Consider the following 25,235-nt stretch of genomic DNA (forward strand, 5'->3'; position numbering starts at 1 on the left):
CCCCCCCCCCCCCCCCCCCCCCCCCCCCCCCCCCCCCCCCCCCCCCCCCCCCCCCCCCCCCCCCCCCCCCCCCCCCCCCCCCCCCCCCCCCCCTCACCCCCCCCCCCCCCCCCCCCCCCCCCCCCCCCCCCCCCCCCCCCCTTCTCCCCTCCTCCCCTCCCCCCCCCCCCCCCCCACCCCCCCCCCCCCCCCCCCCCCACGGGGGCCGGGCTTCGCCGCGGTGACCTGCGGCGGAGCCCGGCCCGGAGGTGATTGTCAGTGGTGGGGTGCAGACTGGCCGATGACCCGGACGAAGGCGTCGACGAGGACGCCGCGGAGGTGATCGGCATGACCGAGGTACTGCTCGCCGTGGGCACCCGCAAGGGCCTGTTCATCGGGCGCCGGCGAGGTGGCGCCTGGGAGTTCGACGAGAGTCCCTACTTCAACGCGCAGGCGGTCTACTCGGTCGCCGTCGACACCCGCGGTGACACCCCGCGGCTGCTGGCCGGCGGCGACAGCTCGCACTGGGGCCCGTCGGTGTTCCACTCCGACGACCTGGGCCGGACCTGGACCGAACCGGCACAGCCGGCCGTCAAGTTCCCCAAGGACACGGGGGCTTCGCTGGAGCGGGTGTGGCAGTTGCATCCGTCCGCCGCGGAGCCGGACGTGGTGTACGCGGGCACCGAACCGGCCGCGCTGTACCGCTCGGAGGACCGCGGGGAGAGCTTCGAGCTGGTCCGGCCGCTGTGGGAGCACCCCACGCGCTCCCAGTGGATGCCCGGAGGCGGCGGCGAGGGCCTGCACACGGTGCTCACCGACGCCCGTGACCCGCGGGCGGTCACCGTCGCCGTCTCGACCGCGGGCGTGTTCCGCACCACCGACGGCGGCGAGAGCTGGGCGCCGTCCAACTCCGGTGTCTCCGCGGTGTTCCTGCCGGACCCGAACCCCGAGTTCGGGCAGTGCGTGCACAAGGTCGCCCGCGACGCGGCCAACCCCGACCGGCTGTATCTCCAGAACCACTGGGGCGTGTACCGCAGCGACGACGCGGGCGCCCACTGGACGGACATCGGCGAGGGCCTGCCGTCCACGTTCGGCTTCGCGGCGGCGGCCCACCCGCACCGGGGCGACACGGCGTACCTGTTCCCGATCAACGCCGACGCCGACCGGGTGCCGGCCGGCCGGCGCTGCCGCGTCTTCCGGACGGCGGACGCCGGCAAGACCTGGGAGCCGCTCTCGGCCGGCCTCCCGCAAGAGGACCACTACGGCACGGTGCTGCGCGACGCGCTGTGCACCGACGACGTCGCCGACGGCGAGCGCGCGGGCGTCTACTTCGGCAATCGCAACGGCGAGGTGTTCGCATCGGCCGACGACGGCGACAGCTGGCGGCAGTTGGCCTCCCATCTGCCCGACGTGCTGTGCGTGCGGGCCGCGGTCGTCGGATGACGCGGACGGGCGGACGAGGGGAGGCCGAGGGCCCGGGCACCGGGCGGACCGGGACGAGGCCCGGCTTCCGCCGGGTCGTGGCCACCGGTTGATCGCCCTCACCCGTACGGCAGTAGGGTGACGGCCGTGGCACCACGACCCTTGCACGAAATCGTCGAAGCCGGCTGGGCGAAGGCCCTGGAGCCCGTCGCCGGGCGGATCACCGCCATGGGTGAGTTCCTGCGCGCGGAGATCGCCGCCGGCCGCACCTACCTCCCGTCCGGGCCGAACGTCCTCAGGGCCTTCCAGCAGCCCTTCGACGAGGTACGGGTCCTGATCGTCGGACAGGACCCGTATCCGACCCCGGGACACGCGGTGGGGCTGTCCTTCTCGGTCGCGCCCGAGGTGCGTCCGCTGCCCGGCAGCCTCATCAACATCTTCCGGGAGCTGAACACGGACCTGGGCCTGCCCCAGCCGTCCAACGGCGATCTGACACCGTGGACCCGGCAGGGGGTGCTGCTGCTCAACAGGGCGCTCACCACGGCTCCGCGCAAGCCCGGGGCCCACCGCGGCAAGGGCTGGGAGGAGGTCACCGAGCAGGCGATCCGCGCCCTGGCCGGACGCGGCAAGCCGTTGGTGTCCATCCTCTGGGGCCGTGACGCCCGCAACCTCCGTCCGCTGCTCGGCAGACTGCCCGCCGTGGAGTCCGCCCACCCGTCGCCGATGTCGGCCGACCGCGGGTTCTTCGGCTCCCGCCCGTTCAGCAGGGCCAACGACCTGCTGATGCAGATGGGGGGCCAGCCGGTGGACTGGCGCCTGCCGTGACCGACGGCTCCGCCGCCTTCCTGGCGGTCGATTCCGGCGGCTCCGGGCTGCGCGTCGTCCTCGGCAGCGCACAGCGCGGCGAGCTGGGGCGGCTGGCCTCACGGGAGCCGGTGCGCACCGGAGCCGCGGGCATCGACGCCGGGCATCTGCTGGAGCAACTGCTGCCCATGGCGCGATCGCTGGCCGCGCGGGCCGGTACGGCACGGATCAGCACGGTCGTCGTCGGGGCGGCCGGTCTCGCCACCCTCGGCGACGGCCTGCGCGCCGAGCTGCCGGGGGCGCTGCACCGGGAACTGGGAGCGCGCGGGATCGCACTGGCCGCCGACGCCGTCACCGCCTATGCCGGCGCCCTCGGCACGCGGCCGGGCGCCGTGGTCGCCGCCGGCACGGGCCTGATCGCGATCGGCACCGATCTGACCCGGTGGCGCCGGGCGGACGGCTGGGGGCATCTGCTGGGTGACTGCGGGAGCGGCGCCTGGATCGGCCGCGCGGGGATGGAGGCGGCGCTGCGCGCCCACGACGGACGCGAGGGCGGGTCGTCCGCGCTGCTGGCCCGGGCCGAGGAGCGGTTCGGGCCGGTGACGGGGCTGCCGGGTCAGCTGTATCCCCGGCCGGACCGCCCCGCCGTGCTCGCCTCCTTCGCGCCCGAGGTGGCCGCCTGCGCGGACGCCGACCCGGTGGCCGCCGGCATCCTGCGCGCCGCCGCCGGGCACATGGCCGACTCCGCCGCCGCCGTGTGCCCGTCCGGGGGTGCGCCGCTGGTCGCCGTCACCGGCGGACTGACGAAGATGGGCGCTCCCCTCGTCGTTCCGCTGGAGGAGGAGCTGGCGAAGCGGCTCCCGCAGGCGCGCGCGGTACCGGCCGCGGGCGATCCGCTCGACGGCTCGGTGCGGATCGCGGCAGACCTGGCGACCGGTTCCCTCACCCTTCCGGGGGACGCGAGGATGCTGACGGTGACGACCCTTCCGGGTGGCTGACATCCGCCCCTCGGGGGAGGTGAATCGTGCCGATGTCGTCCGATCCGTACATCACTCTTCCGACAAAACCGGACGGATGCCGCTCACCTGCACCCTCCCCGAACAGAGGAGCCCGGTGAGCCAGTAACATGCGGCGCCATGAGTTCCCCCACTGGGCCCGCGTCCGGCCTGCCAGTACGAATGCCGCGCCCCCGCCAGCCAGGACGGCACCGCCGTCCCGAACCCCTGGTGGCCCCCGAGGGCGCGCCCGCGCTCGTCCTCGCGGTGCCGGGCACGCCCAGTAGCGCCACCCGGGGGCTCGCCGAGGAGGTCGTGAGCATCGCGCGCTCCGAGCTGCCCGGCCTGGACGCCCGGATCGGGTACCTCGACGGGGACGAAGGGGAGTTCCCCTCGCTTCAGTCGGTGCTGGCCGGTGCGGCCGAGGAGCGCACCGCCCGCTACGAGCAGGCGGTCGCCGCCGGTGTCGAGGCCAAGGAGCCCGACGGTCCCGTCGCCGTGGTCGTCCCGCTGCTCGCCGGGCCGGACAGCGCGCTGCTGCGCCAGGTCCGCCAGGCCGTGATGGACAGCCGGGTCGCCGCCGAGCTGACCGATGTGCTGGGCCCGCACCCGCTGCTGGCCGAGGCGCTGCACGTGCGGCTGTCCGAGGCCGGTCTGGCCCGCGCCGACCGGGCGCGGCTGTTCACCGTGGCGACCGCGGCCGACGGCATCATCCTGGCCTCGGTGGGCGGGGACGAGGCGGTGCAGGCGGCCGGGATCACCGGCATGCTGCTCGCCGCCCGGCTGGCCGTGCCGGTCATGGCGGCGGCCCTGGACCAGGAGGGTTCGATCGCGTCCGTGGCCGAGCAGCTGCGGTCCTCGGGCTCGCAGCAGCTGGCGCTGGCGCCGTACCTGATCGGCCCCGAGATCGCCGAGAGCCTGCTGGAGGAAGCCGCCAAGGAGGCCGGCTGCTCCGCCGCCGAGCCGCTGGGCGCGTACCCGGCGATCGGCAAGCTGGCCCTGGCCAAGTACACGACGACGCTGGGCATCAGCCCGCAGCAGCCGCAGGGTGCGCCGGTCCGCTGATCCGCACGACGCTTTCGGCCCGCAGGACCTCGAAGGGCCCGCTCCGCACAGGGAGCGGGCCCTTCGCCGTGCCGGGCGGGCCGGCCAGGGCGCCCCGGGGAGCGCTCCGGGCCGCCCAGGGACAGACCCGGGCCGGCCAAGGGGCGCTCCGGGCCGACCGAGGAGCGTCCAGGCCGACCGAGGGGCACACCGGGCCGACCGAGGGACGCTCCCCGCTGGCCAGGGGCGTTCCGGGGCGGCCGAGGGGGACCGCGGGTCAACCGAAGGCGCTCCAGGCCGGCCAAGGGGGACCGCGGGTCAGCCGGGGGGCGACCAGGGCCGGCCAAGGGGCGCTCCGGGGCAGGTGAGGGGGCTCCACGCCGGCCGAGGGGGCACCACGCGGCTGCCGAGGGGCGCTCAGATCAGCCAAGGGGCGCTCGGTCAGTGGAGGACCACGCAGGAGGCCGCCGGTACGTCGATCGCGCCGGTCCGGCGCGGCAGCCCGGTGCGCGGGTCGACCGCGAACCAGGTGACGTCCCCGGAGCGCTCGTTCGCCGCGTACAGGACACCGTGGGACTCGGCGAGCGCCCGCGGCCAGCTGCCACCGCAGGGCACCGTGCCGGTCAGCCGCAGCCCCTCCCCCTCGACGGCGAGGACCGACAGCACGTCCTCGCCGCGCGTCGCCGTCCACACGAAGCGGCCGTCGGGCGAGGCGACGATGCCGGAGGGGTAGGCGTCGCCGGCCGGGGCCCCGGGCAGCACCGGTGTCTCGGTGAGCGGCCTGAGGGTGCCGTCGCCGGCGTCCCAGCGGCAGACGGTCACGGTCGGCGCGAGTTCGTTGGCCACGTAGGCCAGAAGGCCGCCCGGGTGGAAGGCGAGGTGCCGCGGTCCGGAGCCCGGGCGCAGCGCGACCTCCCGGTGCACGGACAGGACGCCGTCCGTCAGCGTGCAGACCCGGACCGAGTCGGTGCCGAGGTCCACGCCGACCGCCCAGCGCCCGCTCGGGTCGGGCTGCACCTGGTGGGCGTGCGGCGCCCGCTGCCGTACCGGGTGCGGGCCGGAGCCGGTGTGCCGGAGCACGCCGGAGGGGGGCCCGGCGAGGGCGCCGTCGGGGCCGACCGGCACGGCGGTGACGCTGCCGGAGCCGTAGTTGGCGGTCAGCACATGGCCGTCGAAGAGGCACAGGTGCGTCGGCCCGCCGGCGGCGACGGGGACCGGGGGCCCGGCCGGCTCGGTCCCGTCGCCGGTCACCCGGAAGGCGGCCACCGCCCCGTGCTCCGTCTCGCTGACGGCGTAGAGCGTGCCGCCGTCGGGGGCGAGCGTCAGGTACGAGGGGTCGGGCAGGGCGTCGGTGCTGCTCAGCACGGTCAGCGCGCCGCTGTCCGGGGCGACGGCCGCGGTCACGATCCCGGGGCCGCCGGCCGCCGTGAACGAACCGATGAACGCCCGCCGCCGCCGTCCGCCGACCTCCGCCACCGCTGTCCCCTCTCGTGTCCGGCCTGCTGTGCCGCCTGCTGTGCCGCCGCAGCGACGCCAGCAGTCGATCACATTTGGTCTGGACCAACCAGGGGGCGTGCCGGCTCAGGCGCCGACCAGTGGCGGCCGGGACGGGCCGCGCAGCGGTGTGGCGAGTTCGGCGAGGGCCCGCTCCAGGCCGTGGAGGTGGGCCAGCGCGGGTTCGGCCGCCTGCGGCCGGTCGGTGTGCGCGGGGACCGCTCCGCCCCCGGTGAGCGCCTCCACCGCGGCCTCGACGCGCCAGCAGGCGGCGGCGAGCCGGGCGTCGTGCGAGGCCTCGGGGTCGGCGGCGACGGCGACCAGGCCGCGGATCTCCCGGGCGCAGTCGTCGAGCAGGGCGAGCACCCGCCGGGCGCGCCGCTTGCGGCCCCGCATCGGGTTCAGCGGGTGCACCAGCGGGGCGACCGAAAGCCTGACCCGGGCCACCAGCTGCTCCAGTTCGGCCACCCGGGGCGCGGGGTCGGCGCCCTCGGTGCCGGCGAGCCGGGCGGCGGCCTCGGCGGTGCAGGCGTGGACGCAGCGCAGGGCGCGCTGGATCCAGCCGTCGGTGACGGCGTGGGTGGTGACCGGCAGCACGAGCAGGACGGCGAGCACGGCGCCGAGCGCGCCCACGCCGGTCTCGACGAAGCGCAGCGCGAGCAGACCGGGGGTGAGCACGCCCAGGAGGCCGTAGAGCAGTGCGGCGAGCAGCGTGACGCACAGCATCATCCAGGAGTACGACACGGCGGCCGTGTAGAAGATGCCGAAGACGCAGACGGCGGCGAGGACGGCGCTGGGCACGGCCGCGCCGTCCACGGGGACGGCGACGAGCAGGCCGAGAGCGATGCCGACGACCGTGCCGAGGACCCGGCGGAAGCCGCGGACCAGGGTCTCGCCGCGGGAGGTGGTGTTGACGAAGATCCACCAGGTGGCGCCGACCGCCCAGTACCAGCGCTGGCCGGACACCAGCTGGCCCACCACGAGGGCGAAGCCCGAGCCGGCGGTCGCCTGGATCGCCTGCCGGGTGGTGATGCGGGCGAGGCCGGTGCCCGCGGGCGGCGCGGGCACGGCGGGCGGCGGCAGCCGGCGCTCGTAGCACCACAGGCCGAAGCGGACGGCGGCGGCGGTGGCCACGGAGAGCAGGACGGCGGCCGTCAGCTCGGGGAGCCGGTCGGTGGTGGCGTGCAGGAACTGCGCCACGAAGAAGGTCATGAACGCGAACACGCCGAGGCTGTGCCCGCGCGGGCCCCAGCGGCGGGCGTAGACGCCCGCGCCGACGACGGCGAGGAAGGTGAGGTCGCGGGCGACCGGATGGTCGTGCAGCTCGGTCGCGGCGACGAGCACCGGCAGGCCGACGACGGGCAGCAGCGCGGTGGTGACCGCCTGTCCGCGCACGGTGGCGTCGGTGACGGTGAACAGGGCGAGCAGCGCGGCGAGGCCGCCGGTGACGGCGCCCGCGAGGGAGTGACCGGCGAGGCCGGTGACGGCGACGGCGAGGCCGATGCCGAGGACGGCCCGGGCGGCGAAGCGCAGTCGCAGCCGCCCCGGGTCCGGAGCCACGAACACCCTCTTCAGCACTGCGTACCGCCCCCTCGAGTCATCGGTGGTCGTTCCGGCATGAAAAAGGCGCCGCGGAGTCCGCAGCGCCATCGACGCCTCCATATCAGCATCCCGGCCGCCACTGGCTCAAGTGAGTCATTTGCAACTGGGCCATTGGTACAGTTGCGATGCCCGTGGAGCGGCCACGGGCGAACCATCGGACCATCGGCGGACCCGTCGGTTCCGCCGGCGGTCCGTCGACGGACCGCCGATCCCCGTCGGCGGCCCCTTCGCCGGACGAGGAGGCCGGGCCCCATGGCCGTGGACGAGCTGGACACCCGCATCCTGCGGCTGCTGCTGGAGCAGCCGCGCACCAGCGTGCGCGAGTACGCCCGCATCCTCGGGGTCGCGCGGGGCACGGTGCAGGCGCGCCTCGACCGGCTGGAGCGGGACGGCGTGATCACCGGCACGGGCCCCGCCCTCTCCCCCGCCGCGCTCGGCCATCCGGTGCTGGCCTTCGTGCACATCGAGGTCACCCAGGGGCACCTGGACGACGTGGGGGACGCGCTCGCCGGGGTGCCCGAGATCGTGGAGGCCTTCTCGATCACCGGTGGCGGCGATCTGCTGACCCGGGTGGTGGCGCGCGACAACGCGCATCTGGAGGACGTGATCCAGAAGCTGATCAGCCTGCCCGGCGTGGTCCGCACCCGCACCGAGGTGGCCCTGCGCGAGCGGGTGCCGCAGCGGCTGCTGCCACTGGTGGAGTCCATCGGGCGTACGGCGGCACGGTGATCGTTTGACATGCTGGTCCCATGAACACGCTCGGCAGCACCTCGGTCATCTTCGATCTCGACGGAACGCTCGTGGACAGCGAGCCGAACTACTACGAGGCGGGCCGGCAGGTCCTCGCCGAGCACGGCGTGGACTTCGGCTGGCGTGAGCACGAGGAGTACGTCGGCATCAGCTCGCGGGAGACGGTCGCCGACTGGGTACGGCGGTACGGCCTGCGGGTGCCGGTGGAGGAGCTGCTCGCGGCGAAGAACCGCCGGTATCTGGAGCTGGCCGGGGCGCGGACGCGGGTGTTCCCCGAGATGCGGACGTTCGTCGAGCTGCTGGCCGGCGAGGGCGTCCCGATGGCCGTCGCGTCGGGCTCGTCGGCCGCGGCGATCACGGCGATCCTGGCCGCGACGGGGCTGGACGCACGGCTGCGGACCGTCGTGTCGGCGGACGAGGTCGCGCACGGCAAGCCCGCCCCGGACGTCTTCCTGGAGGCGGCCCGCCGGCTCGGGGCGGACCCGGCCGACTGTGTGGTGCTGGAGGACGCGGCGCCGGGCGCCGCCGCCGCGCACGCGGCCGGGATGCGCTGCATCGCGATCCCGTACGTGGCCGCACAGGCCGACGCCCCCGAGTTCGCCACCGCCGGCCTGCTGCTGCGCGGCGGCCAGACGGAGTTCACCGCGCGCGCCGCCTACGACTGGCTGGCGCGATCGCCCCGGGCCGCCTGACGCGTACTCGTCAGTACCGTTGACGCTCTCCTGCCCCGTGCCTATCTTCTGGGCGACTCATCGAACGCCGTCCGATATATCGAACGTGCGCGACCCGCCCTGCCCACCGAAGAATCGAGGAGCACATGGCAGCGCCCCTCTCCCGCCGGACCCTTCTGCTGGCCGCGGCGATCACCGCGGGCACCTCCGGGATGTCGTACGCGACCCCCGGCCGGACCTCCGCCGCGGGGCGGTCCGCGCCAGGTGCGGCGCCGGCGGCCTGGTCCGTCCGGCCGTTCGGGCTGGAGGAGGTCACGCTCGGTCCGGGGGTCTTCGCCGACAAGCGGCGGCTGATGCTGGACCACGCCCGGGGTTACGACGTGCACCGGCTGCTCCAGGTGTTCCGCGCCAACGCCGGGCTGTCCACACGGGGCGCGGTGGCACCCGGTGGCTGGGAGGGGCTGGACGGGGAGGCCAACGGCAACCTGCGGGGGCACTACACCGGACACTTCCTCACCATGCTGTCGCAGGCGTACCGCAGCACCGGGGAACGGGTGTTCGCCGAGAAGATCGACACCATGGTCGGGGCGCTGACCGAGGTCCGCGCCGCGCTGCGCCGCGATCCGGCCGTGCTGAGCGTGCCGGGCCGGTTCGGCACGGCCGCGGAACAGGTGCGCGGCTCCTACCAGTACGTCGACCTGCCCGCGCCCCTCCTCGACGGTGCCTCGGCGTTCACGTTCGCCGCCTGGGTGCGGCCCGGGCACGACGCCGCCTGGGCGCGGGTGTTCGACTTCGGCGACGACACCACCCGCTATCTCTACCTCGCCGCCCGCAACGCCGAGGGTGTGCCGCGGTTCGCCGTCACCGAGCGCGGGGCCGGCGGCGAGCAGGGCCTGAACGGCACCGCACCGCTGCCCTTGGACCAGTGGAGCCATCTGGCCGTCACACTCGCCGACGGCGTCGGCACGCTCTACGTCGACGGCGCGCCGGTGGCCCGGAACGAGGCGATGACGCTGACGCCGGCCGCCCTCGGTCCGCTCGCCCACCACTGGCTCGGCCGCTCGCACTATCCGGCCGATCCGGCCTTCGCGGGCGCCTTCGAGGAGGTCAACCTCTACTCGCGCGCGCTGAGTGCCGCCGAGATCGAGGAGTTGCGGCACACCCCCGCCGCCGGCGCGCCGGCCGGGCGCGGCGACCTCGCGTCGTACGCCTTCGACGAGCAGAGCGGCGGGCGCTTCGCCGACGCCTCCGGCCGGGACCTGACCGCCACGCTGCGCCGCACCTGGGGCGGGCCCAGCCACCCCGGGTTCCTGGCGGCGTACCCGGAGACGCAGTTCATCGAGCTGGAGTCGATGACCGGCAGCGACTACACGAGGGTGTGGGCGCCGTACTACACCGCGCACAAGATCCTGCGGGGGCTGCTGGACGCCCACCTCGCCACCGGCGACGACCGGGCGCTCGACCTCGCCTCCGGGATGGCCGACTGGATGCACTCCCGGCTCTCCCGGCTGCCGGCGGCCACGCTCCAGCGCATGTGGGGCATCTTCTCCAGCGGTGAGTTCGGCGGCGTCGTGGAGGCGCTCTGCGATCTGCACGACCTCACCGGGCGTCCCGAACACCTCGCCCTCGCCCGGCTGTTCGACCTCGACCGGCTCATCGACGCGTGCGCCGCGGACACCGACGTCCTCGACGGGCTGCACGCCAACCAGCACATCCCGGTCTTCACCGGACTGGTGCGGCTGTACGACGCGACGGGCGAGGAACGCTACCTCGCCGCCGCGCGGAACTTCTGGCGCATGGTCGTGCCGCACCGCATGTACGCCATCGGCGGCACCAGCACCGGGGAGTTCTGGAAGGCGCGCGACGTGATCGCCGGCACGCTCGGCGCCACCACGGCCGAGACCTGCTGCGCCTACAACATGCTCAAGCTGAGCCGGACGCTGTTCTTCCACGAGCAGGAGGCGGCGTACATGGACTACTACGAGCGGGCGCTGTACAACCAGGTGCTCGGTTCCAAGCGGGACGCGCCGGACGCGGAGAAGCCGCTGGTGACGTACTTCATCGGGCTGACGCCCGGCCATGTGCGCGACTACACGCCGAAGCAGGGCACGACGTGCTGCGAGGGCACCGGCCTGGAGAGCGCCACCAAGTACCAGGACTCGGTGTACTTCGCCGCCGCCGACGGCTCGGCGCTGTACGTCAACCTCTACAGCCCGTCCACGCTGACCTGGGAGGAGAAGGGCGTCACGATCACCCAGCGCACGGACTACCCGCGGGAGCAGGGCAGCACCCTGACCGTCGACCGTGCCGACGCCTCCTTCGCGCTCCGGCTGCGCGTGCCGTCCTGGGCGACCGCCGGGTTCCGCGTCACCGTCAACGGCCGTGCGGTGCCCGGCACCCCGGTGCCCGGCAGCTACTTCTCCGTCTCGCGCCGGTGGCGGCGCGGGGACGTGGTGCGGGTGGCCGTGCCGTTCCGGCTGCGCGTGGAGCGGACCCCGGACGACCCCGCCGTGCAGGCCCTGTTCTACGGCCCGGTGAACCTCGCCGCCCGCAGCGCCGCCACCGGGCATCTGGAGGTCGGCCTGTACCGCAACGCGGGGCTGAGCGGCGACCTGCTGCCCACGCTGACCCCGGTGGCCGGGGCGCCGCTGCACTTCCTGCTGGACGGCGTCGAGTGGGCGCCCTTCGCGGAGGGCACCGAGGAGCCCACGCACGTCTATGTCCGGCGGTCGGAACCCCGGGTGGTGTTCGGCGGCCGGGACTCCGGGGTCGCCAACCCGGCGAAGCCGGACGGCACGACACTGCTCGACGCGATCTGGGACGCGGCCCCGTTCCGGGGCAAGGGCGCCCTGCTGGCGCACGTGCGGACCACCGTGGAGGCGTGGGTGTCCGCCGGTCTGCTCACGCGGGCGGACGGCGACGCGGTGATGCGGACGGCACGGGAGGCGTCGTACGCGGACTGAAGCGCGCGGACTGCCGGGCGGGGCCAGGATTCGGCGCAGGTTTTGCGTGCGACGGTGATTGGTTCGCCCGGCGCATCCGTATCTCCTGGTGTCCGAGCTTGTCTTCGTCCCAGGAGGCCCGATGCGCATCACGCGCACCACGGCAGGAACCGTCTTCGTGAGCGGTGCCCTGGTCCTCACCGTCAGCGCGCTCGCCTACCCCGCCATGCTCGGGGTGCAGAACACCGCCGGCGGCAAGGACCGGGTCGTCGCCAACACGAGGTTCGGTCCCCTCACCGAGGCCGACCGCGACTTCGTGGTGAAGGTGCGGGCCGCCGGGCTGTGGGAGTACCCGCTCGGGATGATGGCCATGGAGCGGGGCACGACACCGGAGATGAAGGAGGCCGGCGAACATCTGGTGGTGGGGCACGCCCGGCTGGACGCCACCTGCCGCAGGATCGCGCCGGAGCTGGGCATCACCCTGCCCAACCAGGCCTCCCCGCAGCAGCAGCAGTTCGTCTCGACGGTGGACGGGACCACGGGCCGGCAGTTCGACACCACCGCGGTCAACATCATGCGGATCACGCACGGCCAGATCTTCCCGGTCATCGCGAACATCCGCGCCAACACCAAGAACTCGCTGGTGCGTCAGCTCGCCGACCAGGCCAACGACACCGTGCTGGACCACATCACGGTGCTGGAGAAGACCGGCATGGTCAACTTCGACCAGGTCAACTTCCAGCAGACCGCCCCGCCGGGCCTGCCCGACGTCCAGCTCACCCCGCCGGCCCCGCCGCCCGGGGAGCCGGTGCTGTCCCTGACGGAGCCTCCCGGGCTGGAGGTGAACACGACCTCCCCGACGCCCACACCGACCACGGCGGGCTGACGGGGTGGGCCCCGGGCTAGGAGCGGCGGCGGGGGCGGCCTCGCCGGGCGCCGCCCTTGGGGGCCCCGGCCCCGGAACCGCGCCGGGAGCCCCTGGCCGCCGGCCGGCCGCCGCCGGAGGTGCCGGACCTGCCGGACCTGTCCGCTGTGCCGGATGTGCCGGTTGTACCGGACGGCTTCTGGGTGGCCCGGGTGCGCTTCCCGCCGCGCTCGTCCGCCGGCTGCTGCGCCTCGGGCCTGCGGCCCCGGGTGCTGTTGACGGTACGGCCGCGGACGATGCCGATGAACTCCTCGACCAGGTCCGTGTGCGCGTCCTGGGGCCAGGACAGCGCCACGCTCGACTGCGGGGCGTCCACGACCGGCCGGTGCGTCAGGTCCTTGCGGTGGTGCAGCCGGGCCAGGGACAGCGGGACGACGAGGACGCCGATGCCCGCCGCGACGAGTTCGACGGCGTCCGCCGTGGTGGCCGGGCGTTCGAGCGCCGGGCGCCCCGGCGGCCGTTCCCAGCCGAGGACGTCGTCCAGGGGGTGCAGCACGATGTCGTCGGCCAGGTCCTCGACGGACACCTCGTCGGCCGCCGTGACGAGGTGGTCCTTGGGGACCACCACGACCGTGAGCTCGGTGTAGAGGGGGATCGCGCTGAGGACGCTCCGGTCCACGGGCAGCCGCACCAGACCGGCGTCGGCGGCGCGGCCGAGCAGGGTGTCGCCGGCCTCCGCGGCGGTGATCTGGGTCAGGGACAGCGGAACGTCCGGCAGCCGCTCGTGCCAGATGCGCACCCATTTGTCGGGCATCACCCCCGGCACGTAGGCGAGCCGGAACGCGGGGGTCTCCTCCGAGCCTGTCACCCGGCCAGGTTACCGGGCGTGTCCGGGGGCCGCCGCCGTCGGTGTGGTCGGGGCCCGCCGGCCGGCTCGTTACCCTGGATGCCATGACGTCGCACCAGAACACCCAGACGATGAAACCCGCCACCGCGGCGAAGAAGCTGGGTGTGTACCTCGAGGCCACCCCTGCCGACTTCCAGGAGGGTGTCGTCTCACGGGCGGAGCTGAACGCGCTCCAGGCCGACCCGCCCGCCTGGCTGCGGGAGCTGCGACGCGACGGCCCCCACCCCCGGCAGGTGGTCGCCGCCAAGCTGGGCGTGTCGATCGCCGGGCTGCGCCGCGGCGGGGTCACCGAGGCGCTCACCACGGAGCAGATCGAGGATCTCAAGCGGGAGCGGCCCGAGTGGCTGGAGCGGGAGCGCGCCGTCCAGGCCGACGTGCGCAAGGAGGCGGCCCGCGTGAAGCAGCTGCACGCCGAGCGGGCGGAGCGCGCCTGACCGGCCCCGGTCCCGGCAGGGCCGGCTCCGGCGCCCCCTTCCTTCCCTTCCCCCCTCTCCTCCAGTCCGTCTCCTCCAGCCCCTCCCCTCCGGCGGTGTCACCGCCGTCCGCCGGGAAACCCGGCTCGCAGAGGAGGACGCTGCGGCGGGCAGCGGCGAAAAGGGGAGTGAGTTCGATGAAGTACGGCGAACTGGTCCACACGGTCCAGGAGCAGAGCGGCTCGATCAGCCGGGACGAGGCGGAGCGCTCCGTGTCGGCCGTGCTGAGCACACTGGTGGAGCGCCTCCCCGTGGGGCTCGCCCGTCATCTGGTCGCCCAGTTGCCGCACGAGCTGTCCGGGGCGGGCGAAGCCGTCGGCGCCGCTTCGGCGTCCCCCGACGGGCAGCCGGCGAGCGGCGAGCGTTTCGGACTGACCGCGTTCGCCGGGCGGGTGGCCTGGCGGGCAGGCATCGGCGAGGAAGAGGCACTCGGGCGCTCGGCCGTCGTGCTGAACGTACTGGACGCCTTCGTCTCCCCCGAGGAGATGACGAAGGTCGCGGGGGCGCTGCCGGCCGACATCCGGGAGTTGCTGCCGGCCACGCGGGCGGTGGAGACCGAGGTCTGAGACCCGTCACCGGGGGCCGGCGGAGGCGGCCCCGGTCTCGTCGGGCTCCACGGTCTCGACGGGCTCCACGGTTTCGTCGGGCTCCACGACGGTCTCGACGGGCTCCACGACGAAGCCGCCGCGGCCGTCGAACCGCACCTCGAGGACGGAGTCGAACCCGTCGGCCACCGTCGGGCGCCGCAGCCGTTTCAGCGTGGCGTGGAGCCCGACGTCCGGCACCCGCGCGCGACCGGTGCGGACGACGTTGCGGCGCAGCGACCCGGCGAGGTCCGGAGGGAACCAGTAGGCGACGACGCGGGCACCGTGGGCGCGACCGCATGCCACCAGCGGACGCCACTCCTCGGGTGAGGGGTTGGTGTTGTCGACCACCACCGGGCGGCCGCCGGCCAGGGCCTGGCCGACCAGCCGCATCTGCCGCGCCTGCCTGTTCCGGGCGCCGCGCGGGAAGAGGTCCTTGCTCACCCGGGCGTACCGCTCCCCCAGGCACTGTTCGCAGAACGTGGACTTCCCCGCGGCCTGGAGTCCGACCAGGACCGCCAGTTCGCCCGGGGCCCGGGGCACCGCGCTCAGCCCTCGGCCTTCTGCTCGGTCAGGCTCCACGCGTACTGGAGCCAGTCGGACACGGCGACGGCGCTCAGGCCGGCGCACACCAGCCGTGCGGCCCGCGGGGCGCAGGCGTAGGAGGCGACGAGTGCGCCGGAGACCCAGGCGGACGTGCAGAACGGGCAGGAGACCAGGTCGCCGACGGCCCGGCGCAGGCCCGTGCCGCGAGGCACGTCCATCACCTCGTCGGCCTCCCCCTCCCGCTCGCGCCGCGTGAACGGCGCCCGCAGAAAGCCGGTGACCTTGTCCTTGCTCAGCAGCCGCGACGCCTTGAACGTCGCGGCGCCGAGGAGCGCCACGTCCCAGGGCGGCACCGTGTCGGGCAGCCGCACTCCGCGCCGGTGTGCCACCGCGGCGAAGAGTCCCACGCCCGCCGCGAAGGTGGTGGCCAGCGTGGCGTAGCCGGCCAGCGGGGTCTCCTCCCCGCCTCCGTAACCCCGCTCCTCGCCGCTCATCGGCGGCCCCCCTCGGATTCGGCCCGCGCCGTCGCCCGCTCGGGTGCGCTGCGCCCGAAGAGGTCCGCCCAGTCCGGTGGCAGCTGGGCGAGGAGGTGGTCCACCTGGCCGGCCGACACCGTGTCGGCGACGGTGGACAGCACGGCGCACGCGTCCCACTCCGCGGTACGCGGCCTGGCACCCGTCTGCTGCGCCACCCGCCGCAGGAACTCCTCGCGGTCGAACGTCTCGGGCGTGCCGCGCTCCCGCCGCAGCGCCTCGTCGAGCGGGGCGGGCAGCTGGGCGGCGAGGTCGTCGGCCTCCTCGGGGACGATCCGGGAGGCCAGGCCCCACAGGACCGCCTCGGTGACCTGTTCGGCCTCCTCCTGGCTGTGGTACTCCCCGCGGTCGCGGACCCGGGCCAGGAACTCGTCGGCTCTCACCACGCGCCTCCTTCTGCAGATCTCCGCCCGGGTGCCCGTCGCACGGACGGCGTAACCGGTGAACGGTCTCTCTCAGCTGCGCGCGGCCGACGCCGTCGTCACGTCGAGCACGCGGGCCACCGCGTCGTCCCGGAACAGTGCCCGGCCCGCGGCGACGCGCTCCCGGCGGGCCGGGCCGTCGGCCGTCAGCCGGCCGAGGGAGCCCAGCAGTCCGGCGGTGTCCCCGGCGGTCTCCGAGACGCCCAGGGCGGCCATCCGCCGGACGCCGTCGGCACCGTGGCCCGGGATCGGCCGGTGACCGACGACGGGGAGCCCCGCGGCGAGCGCCTGCGCGGCGGTCTGGCCGGCGGCGTTGTCGATCAGGGCGCGGGCGGCGTGCAGCAGACCCGGCATGTCCGTGACCCACCCCAGCGGGAGCACGCCCGGGACTCCGTCCAGGGTGCGGCGCAGCCGGTCGTCGCCGCCGCACAGCACGACCGGCAGGTAGCCGTGGCCGGCCAGCAGCCGGGCGGTGTCCGCCACCCGGCTGGCGACACCCCAGGAGCCGGTGGACAGCACCACGGGAGGCCGTCCGGGGCCGCAGCGGTCGAACAACCGCCGCCACCCGGCCGCGCCGGTCGCGGGAGCGCCCGATCCGGGCTCGGGGGCGGCCGGTGCGACCGGTGCCGCCGGTGCCGCCGGTGCTTGTGCGCTCGGTGCCGCTGGTGCACTCGGTGCAGTCGGTGCAGTCGGTGCGTCGAAGGCTCCGGTGGTGCCCGGCACATCGGGGGCGTCCCCCGCGTCGGCCTCGTCACTCCCCTCAGCCCGGTCGGCCCCGCAGGCCCCGCCGGTGAAGAACTCCGGCGCCACGACGGGACCGCACACCCCGGCGGACCCGCCGGTCATCTCCCGCACCTCCCGCGCCGCGTCGTCGGTGAGGCACAGGTAGTGGTCGTTGCCCGGATGCGCCCACTGGCGGTGCACGGCGAAGTCGATCACGAGGACCACGCTGGGGACGGAGAGCAGCCCCCGGCCGCGCAGATGCCCGGTCAGCTGGGCGCCGAGGTGGAAGACGGGCACCACCACGTCCGCGCCCGTGCGCCCGGCCAGCTCCAGCAGCCGGTCGCCCGCCAGCCGGGCCAGCGGCGTGCCGCCGGGGCGCCGGCCCGAGCCCGGCCGCAGGAACAGGGCGTACAGGGCGCCGTACGCCCACGGGAAGTGGCGTACCGAGCCGCGGTAGAAATGCCGCAGCGCGTCGCCCAGCCGGTACGGCAGCAGCGTGAGGACGTCGACGACCAGCGCCTCGTGGCCGCGGTCCCGGGCGCGGCGCGCCAGTTCGGCGGCGACCGTGTCGTGCCCGGCGCCCATGCCGGCGCTGACCACCAGGAGCCGGCGGGCGTCCTGGGATGCGGCGGCACCGGTCCGGCGGGTGCCTTGCGGTGCCGCGGCCCCGGTCCGGCGGGGCGCGGACGAACGGCGAGGTTGCACGGGTGACGGGGTGATCCCCACGCCGCGTCTCAAACCGGGCCGCGTGCCGTGCGCCGAGTGCGCCCCTCCGTCGCCGCACCGGGCCACAACCGGCCCATACCGGATCACACACGGGCGTTTCGGGCGTTAGGCTCCGGGATACTCCGTCACCGCCCGTCCTGCTCGCACGCCAAGGTGGTCCGCCATGGTTCCTGCCTTCTCCCGCACCGGGTCCGCTTCCGCTCCGCCGGTCGCCGCGCCCGACGCGGACTCCGCGAAGGCCGGGCACCGGACCGGCCGGGAGGCCGGGCGGACCCGTACCGCGCTGGTGACCGGGGCCTCCTCCGGGATCGGCGCCGCCGTGGCGCGCAGGCTGGCGGCCGACGGGAACTGGCGGATGGTGCTGAGCGGACGCGACCCGGACCGGCTGCGCGGTGTCGCCGAGGAGGCGGCGGCCACCGCCTTCGCCGCCGACCTCACCCTGCCCGGCGGCGGCAGGCAGCTCGCCGACTTCACGGCGGCCACGCTCGGCCCGGTGGACCTGCTGGTGGCCGGTGCCGGCATCGGCTGGGCCGGCGAGTTCCGCGAGATGCCTCCGCACGCCATCGACGAGGTGATCGGCACGGACGTCGTGGCCACCCTGCGGCTGGTGCGGCTGGTGCTGCCCGGCATGGTGTCCGCGGGCACCGGCCGGATCGTGCTCGTCGGGTCGCTGGCCGGCAGCGTCGGCGTGCGCGGCGAGGCCGTCTACTCCGCCGCCAAGGCCGCGCTCGGCGTCTTCGCGGACGCCCTGCGCTACGAGCTGCGCGGCACGGGCGTGGGCGTCAGCCATGTGGTGCCGGCCGTCGTCGACACACCGTTCTTCGAGCGCCGCGGCGCTCCCTACCGGCGGACCCGGCCGCGCCCCATGCCGCCGGAACGCGTGGCCGACGCGATCCGGGACGCGGCCGTACGGGGCCGGGACGAGGTCTACGTCCCCGGCTGGCTGCGCCTGCCGTGCCGCGTCCGGGGCGCGGCTCCGGGGCTGTTCCGGTCGCTGGCCGCCCGGTTCGGGTGAGCCGGAGCGGGGGGCGGCGCCGATGAGCGCGCTCACCGTCGTCCTGGCCCTGTGCGCGGCGCTGTCCAACGCGGGGGCGTCGGTTTTGCAGCGCAGGGCCGCGGCCCAGGACGCCGACGACGGCTCCCGGGGTCCGCTGCGCTGGCTGTTGCTGCTGGTGCGGGACCCGTACTGGGTGGGCGGCGCGGGGCTGCTGGCCCTGACGACCGTGTTGCAGGGGGCGGCGCTGGCGGTGGGCAGTCTGGCCCTGGTCCAGCCGTTGATGGCCAGTGAACTGCTGTTCACCCTCGCGCTCGGCAGCATGGTGTTCCACCGGCGGCCCGACCGGCGGACCTGGCTGGCGTTCGCGTCCCTGGCCGCGGGGCTCGCGCTGTTCCTCGGCGCCGCCGCCCCGACGGCCGGCCGGGACACCGCGCCGGCGGGCCGGTGGGCCCTGGCGGGACTGGTGGTGCTGGGTGTGGTGGCGGCGCTCGCCGCGGTGGGCCGCCTGGTGCGCGGGGCGCCGCGTGCCGCGCTGTTCGGATCGGCGTCCGCGGTGTCGTTCGCGGCCACGGCGGCGCTGCTGAAGGAGGTCACCGGACGGCTTCCGCAGGGCGTGGGCGCGGTGCTGACGCAGTGGCCGCCGTACGCGACCGCGGTCGTCGGGGTGACCGCCTTCCTGCTGCTCCAGAGCGCGCTGCGGGCGGGGACCCTGGCGGCGTCGCAGCCGGCGCTCACCCTCGGCGACGCCCTGACCAGCGTGGCACTGGGCTGGGCCCTCTTCGGAGAGCAGGTCGCGCTCGGGGTCCGGGTCGTGCCCGAGGTGATCGGTGTGGCGCTGATCGGTCTGGGCAGCCTGGGTCTCGCCCACGCTCCGTCGGTGCACGGCGACTGGGATTCCGCGGCGGCCCGCGGCGGTCCTCGGTGACGGTGGTCCGACGACGGTGGGCACGGCTATGACGTCCGAGGAGGCACGGCTGATGGGTGACCGGTCCCGTACGCGACGGCGCGCGGCCTGGGCGTGCGCGCCGGCCGCCGTGGCGCTGGCACACATCGGCCCGGCGGCGACCTGGCTGCCGGGCGTCCGCCGCCGCTGGTTCCCTCGGCTGGCCGGGCGGGGCCGGCCCGGTCATGTGGCCCTGACCTTCGACGACGGGCCGGACCCGGTGTCCACGCCCCGCTTCCTGGACGCGCTGGACGCTCTGGGCGTACGGGCGACGTTCTTCGTCCTGGGCGAGAACGTCGTACGCCACCCGGAGGCGGCCCGGGAAACCGTGCGGCGGGGGCACGAGCTGGGCGTCCACGGCTGGCGGCACGACCGGCCGTGGTGGCCGGCGCCGGGCAGGGACGTTCGCGAGCTGGACCGCGCCGCCCGCGCGGTGGCCGACGTCACGGGCCGCCGGCCGCGGTGGTACCGCCCGCCCTACGGCATCCTCACCGCCGGGCGCTGGGCCGCCGCCCGACGGACCGGGCTGCGTCCGGTGCTGTGGACGGCGTGGGGCGAGGACTGGACGGCGCGGGCGACGCCCGCCTCGGTGCGCGCGTGTGTCCTGCGGGATCTGCGCGGTGGCGGCACGGTCCTGCTGCACGACACCGACCACGCCTCCGCGCCGGGCTGCTGGCGGGCCGCGCTAGGCGCCCTCCCGGCCGTCGTCGACGCCTGCCGTGAGGCGGGGCTCTCGGTGGGCCCGCTCACGGAACACGGCGTGGCCGACGGCGCGGGCACGCGGTAGAGGGAAGCCGCCCGGCACTCCGTACGTGGGACCGCCCACCGTGCGACAGCCGCTGCGGAGCCGGACGGCTCCCCGGCGGTGGCGGCTCAGGCCGCCGTCCCCGCCACCTCCCGGTGGATCGGTGTGCCCGACCCGGTCAGCGGTACCCCGGTCCCGCCCCGCCGGGCGGCGACGATCTCCGCAGCGATGGACACGGCGGTCTCCTCGGGCGTACGGGCGCCCAGGTCGAGGCCGATCGGCGACCGCAGCCGGGCCAGCTCCGCCTCGCCGAGGCCCGCCGCGCGCAGCCGGCGCTCCCGGTCGGTGTGGGTGCGGCGGGAGCCCATCGCGCCCACGTAGGCGACCGGCAGTCGCAGCGCCTCCGTCAGCAGGGGGACGTCGAACTTGGCGTCGTGGGTGAGCACGCACAGCACGGTCCGGCCGTCGGTCGCGGTGCGCCGCAGAAAGCGGTGCGGCCAGTCGACGACGACCTCGTCGGCCTCGGGGAAGCGGGCCGGGGTGGCGAAGACCGGCCGGGCGTCGCAGACGGTGACGTGGTAGCCGAGGAAGCGGCCGGCCCGCACGAGCGCCGCGGCGAAGTCGACCGCCCCGAAGACGATCATGCGGGGCGGCGGCACGCTCGACTCCACGAGCAGGGTGATCCCGCCGGGGCAGTGCGAGCCGTCCTCCGACACCTCGACGCACCCGGTACGGCCGGCGTCCAGCAGGGCGCGGGCCTCGGCCGCCGCCGCCCGGTCCAGCTCGGCGGGTCCGCCGAGGCCGCCCTGCCGGGTGCCGTCGGGGCGCACCAGCAGGGCTCGCCCGAGGAGGCCGGCCGGGCCGCGGACGACCCGGACCAGGGCGGCCGGCTCGCCGTGGGCGGCGGCCGGCACCGCGGCCCGGACCGCCGGGTCGGCGCCGACCGGCGTGACGAGCACGTCGATGACCCCGCCGCAGGTCAGCCCGACGGCGAAGGCGTCCTCGTCGCTGTAGCCGAACCGTTCGACGACGGCCGTGCCCTCCTGAAGGGCCCGGGTGCACAGGTCGTAGACCGCGCCCTCGACGCAGCCGCCGGAGACCGAGCCGATCGCCGTGCCGTCCTCGTCGACGGCGAGGGCGGCGCCGGGCCCGCGGGGTGCGCTGCCGCCGACGGAGACCACGGTGGCGACCGCGAACCGGCGCCCCTCGGCGAGCCATTCGCTCAGCTCGCCGGCGATGTCAAGCATCGGGGGCTCCCGCCGCGAGGACACGGTCGGGCCGGATCGGCAGCTGCCGGTGGCGGTGCCCGGTCGCGTGCCAGACGGCGTTGGCGATCGCCGCCGCCGCGCCGACGATGCCGATCTCGCCGATGCCCTTGATGCCGACCGGGTCGTCGGGATCGGGGTCGTCCACCCAGTCGGCCTCGATCAGGGGCACGTCGGCGTGGGTGGCGACGTGGTAGCCGGCGAGGTCGGCGCCGTAGGGGCTGCCGGTGGCCCGGTCACGGAGCCCCTCCTCGTGCAGGGCCATGGAGATGCCCCAGGTCATGCCGCCGACGAGCTGGCTGCGGGCGGTGAGCGGGTTGACGATCCGGCCCGCCGCGAAGACGCCGAGCATGCGGCGCACCCGCACCTCGCCGGTGGCCGGGTCGACGGCGACCTCGGCGAACTGCGCGCCGAAGGAGTGCCGTTCGCGCTGGGCGAGGGCGCCGACGGCCTCGGTGGTGTCCCCACGCACGGTGATGCCCTCCGGCGGGATGCCCGCACCGAGGGCGAGCCGCTCGCGCAGTTCCTCGGCGGCGGCGGTGACCGCCCACGACCAGGAGCGGGTGCCCATGGAGCCGCCGGCGATCATGGCGGGCCCGAACGTGCTGTCGCCGATCCGCACCCGGACCCGGTCGGGGTCCACCCGCAGGGCGTCGGCGGCCACCAGGCCGAGGGCGGTTCGAGCTCCGGTGCCGATGTCGGCGGCGGCGATCCGCACGGTGAAGCCGCCGTCGGGCTCGGCGGTCAGCAGGGCGGTGGAGGGCGCGGCGCCCGACGGGAAGGAGGCGGCGGCGGTGCCGGTGCCCAGCAGCCAGCGGCCCTCCCTGCGGATGCCGGGACGCGGGTCGCGGCCGGGCCAGCCGAACCTGCGGGCGCCCTCCCGGAAGCAGGCGGCGAGGTTGCGTCCGGCGAACGGCAGCCCGGACACCGGTCCGCGCTCGGGGTCGTTGCGCAGGCGCAGTTCGATCGGGTCGAGGCCGGTCTTCTCGGCGAGTTCGTCGAGCGCCGCCTCCAGGGCGAACGCGCCGGGTGCCTCGCCCGGCGCGCGCATCCAGGTCGGTGACGGCACGTCGAGGCGGACCACCTCGTTGGCCGTCACGTGCGCATCGGCGTCGTACATGATGCGGGCCGGTCCGGCGGCCGGCTCGACGAACTCGTAGACGGTCGAGGTCCGGTTCAGCGAGCGGTGCTCCAGGGCGCGCAGCCGTCCGTCGGCGTCGGCGCCGAGCCTGACCCGCTGGACGGTGGGGCTGCGGTGACCGGTGAGAGTGAACATCTGACGGCGGGTCAGTACCACGCGCACCGGCCGGTCCAGGGCGCGGGCGGCCATCGCCGCGGCGACCTGGTGGGCGCGCACGCCCTTGCTGCCGAAGCCGCCGCCGACGTGCTCGGAGCGCACGCGCACCGCCGAGGGGTCGAGCGCGAACATGGTGGCCAGTTCGGACTGGACCCAGGAGGCGCCCTGGTTGGAGTCGAGGACGTCCAGCCGGCCGTCCTCCCACCACGCGGTCGCCGCGTGCGGCTCCATCATGGCGTGGTGTTCCTCGGGGGTGGTGTACTCGGCGTCCACGACGACGGCGGAGGCGGCGAGTTCGGCCTCGAGGTCGCCCTTCTCCACGACGCCGGGCATGTGGCCGTCCGCCGGGTAGGCGTCCGGCCGGCCGGCGGTGAGGTCCGTGTCGTGCGGCTCCTCGTCGTAGGTGACGGCGAGGGTCTCGGCGGCCTCCCGGGCCTGCTCGGGCGTCTCGGCGACGACCAGCGCCACCGGCCAGCCCGCGTGCGGCACCCGGTCCTGCTGGAAGACGATGGCGGTCGGGTCGGGCACGCCGAGCATGCCGACGTAGTCGGTGGTGAGCCGGGGGGCGTTGCCGTGGTGGAGGACGGCGAGCACGCCGGGCATGGCCAGGACGGGGGCGGTGTCGATCTCCCGTATCCGGCCGCGGGTCACGGCGGAGACGACGAGCCAGCCGTGGGCGAGGTCCGGGAAGGGGAACTCCCCGGCGTAGCGGGCGGCTCCGGTGACCTTCTCGCGGCCCTCCACGCGGGTGCGCGCGGTGCCGACGGCGCCCCGCACGGTCGTGGGCCGGGTGGTGGCGGTGGTCATCGGGCGGTCTCCTCGGCGAGTTCGGTGAGCACGGCCACGACGAGGTTGCGCATGAGTGTCACCTTGTAGGCGTTGTCGGGCAGCGGCCGGGCCGCGGCCAGTTCGGCGTCCGCGGCGGCGGCGAAGGTGCCGGCGTCGGCGGGGGCGCCGGTCAGCACCCGTTCGGCGGCGCGGGCCCGCCAGGGGCGGGAGGCGACCGCGCCGAGGGCCAGGCGGGCGTCCCGGACGACGCCGTCCCGGACGTCGAGCGCGGCGGCGACCGAGCCGATGGCGAAGGCGTACGAGGCGCGCTCGCGCACCTTGCGGTAACGGGAGCGGGCGGCGGTGGGCGACGGCGGCAGCGTGACGCCGGTGATCAGCGCGCCCGGCGGCAGGGCCGTCTCGCGGTGCGGGGTGTCGCCCACGGGCAGGTACAGGTCGGTGAGGGGCAACTCCCCAGGGCCGTCCCCCGTTTCGTAGTGGACGACGGCGTCGAAGGCGGTCAGTGCCACACCCATGTCCGAGGGGTGGACGGCCACGCAGTGCTCGGACGCGCCGAGGACGGCGTGGTTGTGGTGCTCGCCCTCGACGGCCGGGCAACCGCTGCCGGGTTCCCGCTTGTTGCAGGGCTTGGTCAGGTCGGTGAAGTAGCCGCAGCGGGTGCGCTGGAGCAGGTTGCCGCCGACGGTGGCCATGTTGCGCAGCTGTCCGGAGGCGCCGGCCAGCACGGCCTGGGTCAGAGCCGGGTAGCGGCGGCGGATCTCCGGGTGGGCGGCGAGGTCGCTGTTGGTGACGGTGGCGCCGATCCGCAGCCCGCCCTCGGGGGTCGGCTCGATGCGGTCCAGGGGCAGTTCGCGGACGTCGACGAGGTGCGTCGGCCGCTCGACTCCGGTCTTCATCAGGTCGACGAGATTGGTGCCGCCGCCGAGGAAGCGGGCGTCGGGATCGGCGGCGAGCAGGGCCACCGCGCCGGGGACGTCGGTGGCGCGCCGGTAGCCGAACTCCCTCATGCGGCGCCCTCCTCGGACTCCGGGCCGGCGCCGGCGGCGCGGGCGACGGCCCGCACGATGGACACGTAGGCGCCGCAGCGGCACAGGTTGCCGCTCATCCGCTCGCGTATCTCCTCCGGGCTGAGCGGTGGCGGCCCGGCCTCGGGCCGAACGTCGTCGGTGGCGGCGCTGGGCCAGCCGGCGGCGTGTTCCTCGAGCACGGCGACGGCCGAGCAGATCTGGCCGGGGGTGCAGTAGCCGCACTGGTAGCCGTCGAGGTCGAGGAAGGCCTGCTGCACCGGGTGCAGCCGGTCGCCGTCGGCCATGCCCTCGATGGTGGTGATGTCCCGCCCTTCGGCCGCGACCGCCAGTTGCAGGCAGGCGACGGCCCGGCGGCCGTCGATCAGGACGGTGCAGGCACCGCACTGCCCGTGGTCGCAGCCCTTCTTGGTGCCGGTCAGTTCGAGTCGCTCGCGCAGGGCGTCGAGCAGGGTGGTGCGGTGGTCGACGGACAGCGGGTGTTTCTCGCCGTTGACGGTCAGGACGACGTCGCTGTGCGTCGACGAGGGAGCTGGGGCCATGATCAGCCTTCTTCTGCGTCGGGAGGACGGTGTCGGGACGACGGTGGGGAAGGACGGTGGAGGAACGGGAGACGAGGCGGTGCGCCGCGTGTGCGGCATCGGTCATCGGTCGGAGAACGCGCGGTGCGGCGCGGCGGGGCACGTCGCGGT

General features: G+C 75.5%; 24 protein-coding genes. 13 read left to right on the plus strand and 11 right to left on the minus strand.

Going from position 1 to position 25,235, the window contains the following annotated elements:
- Nucleotides 1-258 precede the first annotated feature (258 nt).
- From ACZ45Q_RS19355 to ACZ45Q_RS19370, 4 genes are all read left to right on the plus strand, one after another.
- On the plus strand, nucleotides 259-1,422 hold the full coding sequence (locus tag ACZ45Q_RS19355; RefSeq protein ID WP_468262528.1) for a WD40/YVTN/BNR-like repeat-containing protein: 1,164 nt from the start codon (nucleotides 259-261) through the stop codon (nucleotides 1,420-1,422).
- Nucleotides 1,423-1,548: 126 nt separating this feature from the next.
- The gene (locus tag ACZ45Q_RS19360; RefSeq protein WP_468262531.1) at nucleotides 1,549-2,226 is read left to right on the plus strand and encodes a uracil-DNA glycosylase; all 678 of its coding nucleotides are present in this window, start codon (nucleotides 1,549-1,551) and stop codon (nucleotides 2,224-2,226) included.
- Nucleotides 2,223-3,203 (plus strand): N-acetylglucosamine kinase, encoded by a 981-nt coding sequence (locus ACZ45Q_RS19365; protein ID WP_468262534.1) that lies wholly within the window; start codon nucleotides 2,223-2,225, stop codon nucleotides 3,201-3,203. Before ACZ45Q_RS19360 ends, ACZ45Q_RS19365 begins: the two co-directional genes overlap by 4 nt.
- Before the next feature lie 138 nt (nucleotides 3,204-3,341).
- Nucleotides 3,342-4,265, plus strand: coding sequence for a sirohydrochlorin chelatase (locus ACZ45Q_RS19370; protein ID WP_468262537.1), 924 nt, complete (start codon nucleotides 3,342-3,344; stop codon nucleotides 4,263-4,265).
- A gap of 420 nt (nucleotides 4,266-4,685) precedes the next feature.
- Here the strand turns inward: ACZ45Q_RS19370 and ACZ45Q_RS19375 are convergent, their stop codons facing one another.
- Entirely contained in the window at nucleotides 4,686-5,720 is a 1,035-nt protein-coding gene (locus ACZ45Q_RS19375; RefSeq protein ID WP_468262540.1) for a lactonase family protein, read from the minus strand.
- Nucleotides 5,721-5,825: 105 nt separating this feature from the next.
- Nucleotides 5,826-7,316, minus strand: a complete 1,491-nt coding sequence (locus ACZ45Q_RS19380; protein WP_468262543.1) for an FUSC family protein — start codon at nucleotides 7,314-7,316, stop codon at nucleotides 5,826-5,828.
- 276 nt (nucleotides 7,317-7,592) lie between these two features.
- Here ACZ45Q_RS19380 and ACZ45Q_RS19385 point away from each other — a divergent pair, with 276 nt between their 5' ends.
- The 4 genes from ACZ45Q_RS19385 to ACZ45Q_RS19400 all read left to right on the plus strand — a co-directional run bounded on the left by ACZ45Q_RS19385 (nucleotide 7,593) and on the right by ACZ45Q_RS19400 (nucleotide 12,589).
- On the plus strand, nucleotides 7,593-8,069 hold the full coding sequence (locus ACZ45Q_RS19385; protein WP_468262546.1) for an Lrp/AsnC family transcriptional regulator: 477 nt from the start codon (nucleotides 7,593-7,595) through the stop codon (nucleotides 8,067-8,069).
- A 20-nt stretch (nucleotides 8,070-8,089) separates the two neighbouring features.
- The gene (locus tag ACZ45Q_RS19390) at nucleotides 8,090-8,782 is read left to right on the plus strand and encodes an HAD family hydrolase (RefSeq protein ID WP_468262548.1); all 693 of its coding nucleotides are present in this window, start codon (nucleotides 8,090-8,092) and stop codon (nucleotides 8,780-8,782) included.
- A gap of 125 nt (nucleotides 8,783-8,907) precedes the next feature.
- Nucleotides 8,908-11,724, plus strand: coding sequence for a beta-L-arabinofuranosidase domain-containing protein (locus tag ACZ45Q_RS19395; RefSeq protein WP_468262551.1), 2,817 nt, complete (start codon nucleotides 8,908-8,910; stop codon nucleotides 11,722-11,724).
- A 121-nt stretch (nucleotides 11,725-11,845) separates the two neighbouring features.
- Nucleotides 11,846-12,589 (plus strand): DUF4142 domain-containing protein, encoded by a 744-nt coding sequence (locus tag ACZ45Q_RS19400; protein WP_468262554.1) that lies wholly within the window; start codon nucleotides 11,846-11,848, stop codon nucleotides 12,587-12,589.
- 16 nt (nucleotides 12,590-12,605) lie between these two features.
- On the opposite strand, the gene ACZ45Q_RS19405 is transcribed toward ACZ45Q_RS19400, so the two are convergent.
- Nucleotides 12,606-13,436 carry a LysR substrate-binding domain-containing protein gene (locus ACZ45Q_RS19405; RefSeq protein ID WP_468262557.1) on the minus strand — a complete coding sequence of 277 codons (831 nt, stop codon included), beginning with the start codon at nucleotides 13,434-13,436 and terminating at the stop codon, nucleotides 12,606-12,608.
- A gap of 83 nt (nucleotides 13,437-13,519) precedes the next feature.
- Here ACZ45Q_RS19405 and ACZ45Q_RS19410 point away from each other — a divergent pair, with 83 nt between their 5' ends.
- Both ACZ45Q_RS19410 and ACZ45Q_RS19415 read left to right on the plus strand, forming a co-directional pair.
- A complete protein-coding gene (locus ACZ45Q_RS19410) occupies nucleotides 13,520-13,909 on the plus strand; it encodes a DUF5997 family protein (RefSeq protein WP_468262560.1) in 390 nt (129 codons plus the stop codon).
- 176 nt (nucleotides 13,910-14,085) lie between these two features.
- A complete protein-coding gene (locus ACZ45Q_RS19415) occupies nucleotides 14,086-14,514 on the plus strand; it encodes a DUF2267 domain-containing protein (RefSeq protein ID WP_468262563.1) in 429 nt (142 codons plus the stop codon).
- Between the two features lie 6 nt (nucleotides 14,515-14,520).
- On the opposite strand, the gene ACZ45Q_RS19420 is transcribed toward ACZ45Q_RS19415, so the two are convergent.
- The 4 genes from ACZ45Q_RS19420 to ACZ45Q_RS19435 all read right to left on the minus strand — a co-directional run bounded on the left by ACZ45Q_RS19420 (nucleotide 14,521) and on the right by ACZ45Q_RS19435 (nucleotide 17,461).
- A complete protein-coding gene (locus ACZ45Q_RS19420) occupies nucleotides 14,521-15,075 on the minus strand; it encodes an AAA family ATPase (protein ID WP_468262565.1) in 555 nt (184 codons plus the stop codon).
- A gap of 5 nt (nucleotides 15,076-15,080) precedes the next feature.
- Nucleotides 15,081-15,572, minus strand: coding sequence for a DUF1360 domain-containing protein (locus ACZ45Q_RS19425; RefSeq protein ID WP_468262567.1), 492 nt, complete (start codon nucleotides 15,570-15,572; stop codon nucleotides 15,081-15,083).
- The gene (locus tag ACZ45Q_RS19430) at nucleotides 15,569-15,994 is read right to left on the minus strand and encodes a DUF2267 domain-containing protein (protein ID WP_468262570.1); all 426 of its coding nucleotides are present in this window, start codon (nucleotides 15,992-15,994) and stop codon (nucleotides 15,569-15,571) included. The genes ACZ45Q_RS19425 and ACZ45Q_RS19430 overlap by 4 nt, the downstream gene beginning before the upstream one ends.
- A gap of 72 nt (nucleotides 15,995-16,066) precedes the next feature.
- Nucleotides 16,067-17,461 (minus strand): MGDG synthase family glycosyltransferase, encoded by a 1,395-nt coding sequence (locus tag ACZ45Q_RS19435; protein ID WP_468262573.1) that lies wholly within the window; start codon nucleotides 17,459-17,461, stop codon nucleotides 16,067-16,069.
- A gap of 184 nt (nucleotides 17,462-17,645) precedes the next feature.
- Here ACZ45Q_RS19435 and ACZ45Q_RS19440 point away from each other — a divergent pair, with 184 nt between their 5' ends.
- The 3 genes from ACZ45Q_RS19440 to ACZ45Q_RS19450 are packed head-to-tail and all read left to right on the plus strand — an operon-like array spanning nucleotide 17,646 to nucleotide 20,209.
- Nucleotides 17,646-18,497, plus strand: a complete 852-nt coding sequence (locus ACZ45Q_RS19440) for an SDR family NAD(P)-dependent oxidoreductase (RefSeq protein ID WP_468262576.1) — start codon at nucleotides 17,646-17,648, stop codon at nucleotides 18,495-18,497.
- A 22-nt stretch (nucleotides 18,498-18,519) separates the two neighbouring features.
- Nucleotides 18,520-19,404 carry a DMT family transporter gene (locus tag ACZ45Q_RS19445; RefSeq protein ID WP_468262580.1) on the plus strand — a complete coding sequence of 295 codons (885 nt, stop codon included), beginning with the start codon at nucleotides 18,520-18,522 and terminating at the stop codon, nucleotides 19,402-19,404.
- 52 nt (nucleotides 19,405-19,456) lie between these two features.
- A complete protein-coding gene (locus tag ACZ45Q_RS19450; RefSeq protein WP_468262582.1) occupies nucleotides 19,457-20,209 on the plus strand; it encodes a polysaccharide deacetylase family protein in 753 nt (250 codons plus the stop codon).
- An 86-nt stretch (nucleotides 20,210-20,295) separates the two neighbouring features.
- Here ACZ45Q_RS19450 and ACZ45Q_RS19455 read toward each other — a convergent pair whose 3' ends face one another.
- The 4 genes from ACZ45Q_RS19455 to ACZ45Q_RS19470 are packed head-to-tail and all read right to left on the minus strand — an operon-like array spanning nucleotide 20,296 to nucleotide 25,085.
- Nucleotides 20,296-21,414 (minus strand): XdhC family protein, encoded by a 1,119-nt coding sequence (locus tag ACZ45Q_RS19455; RefSeq protein ID WP_468262585.1) that lies wholly within the window; start codon nucleotides 21,412-21,414, stop codon nucleotides 20,296-20,298.
- The gene (locus ACZ45Q_RS19460) at nucleotides 21,407-23,536 is read right to left on the minus strand and encodes a xanthine dehydrogenase family protein molybdopterin-binding subunit (RefSeq protein ID WP_468262588.1); all 2,130 of its coding nucleotides are present in this window, start codon (nucleotides 23,534-23,536) and stop codon (nucleotides 21,407-21,409) included. The genes ACZ45Q_RS19455 and ACZ45Q_RS19460 overlap by 8 nt, the downstream gene beginning before the upstream one ends.
- Complete coding sequence (locus ACZ45Q_RS19465; protein ID WP_468262591.1) at nucleotides 23,533-24,525, minus strand: FAD binding domain-containing protein; 993 nt, start codon at nucleotides 24,523-24,525, stop codon at nucleotides 23,533-23,535. The genes ACZ45Q_RS19460 and ACZ45Q_RS19465 overlap by 4 nt, the downstream gene beginning before the upstream one ends.
- Nucleotides 24,522-25,085, minus strand: a complete 564-nt coding sequence (locus ACZ45Q_RS19470; RefSeq protein WP_468262594.1) for a 2Fe-2S iron-sulfur cluster-binding protein — start codon at nucleotides 25,083-25,085, stop codon at nucleotides 24,522-24,524. Before ACZ45Q_RS19470 ends, ACZ45Q_RS19465 begins: the two co-directional genes overlap by 4 nt.
- Nucleotides 25,086-25,235 lie beyond the last annotated feature (150 nt).

It is taken from the genome of Streptomyces sp. NPDC031049, from assembly GCF_055571015.1.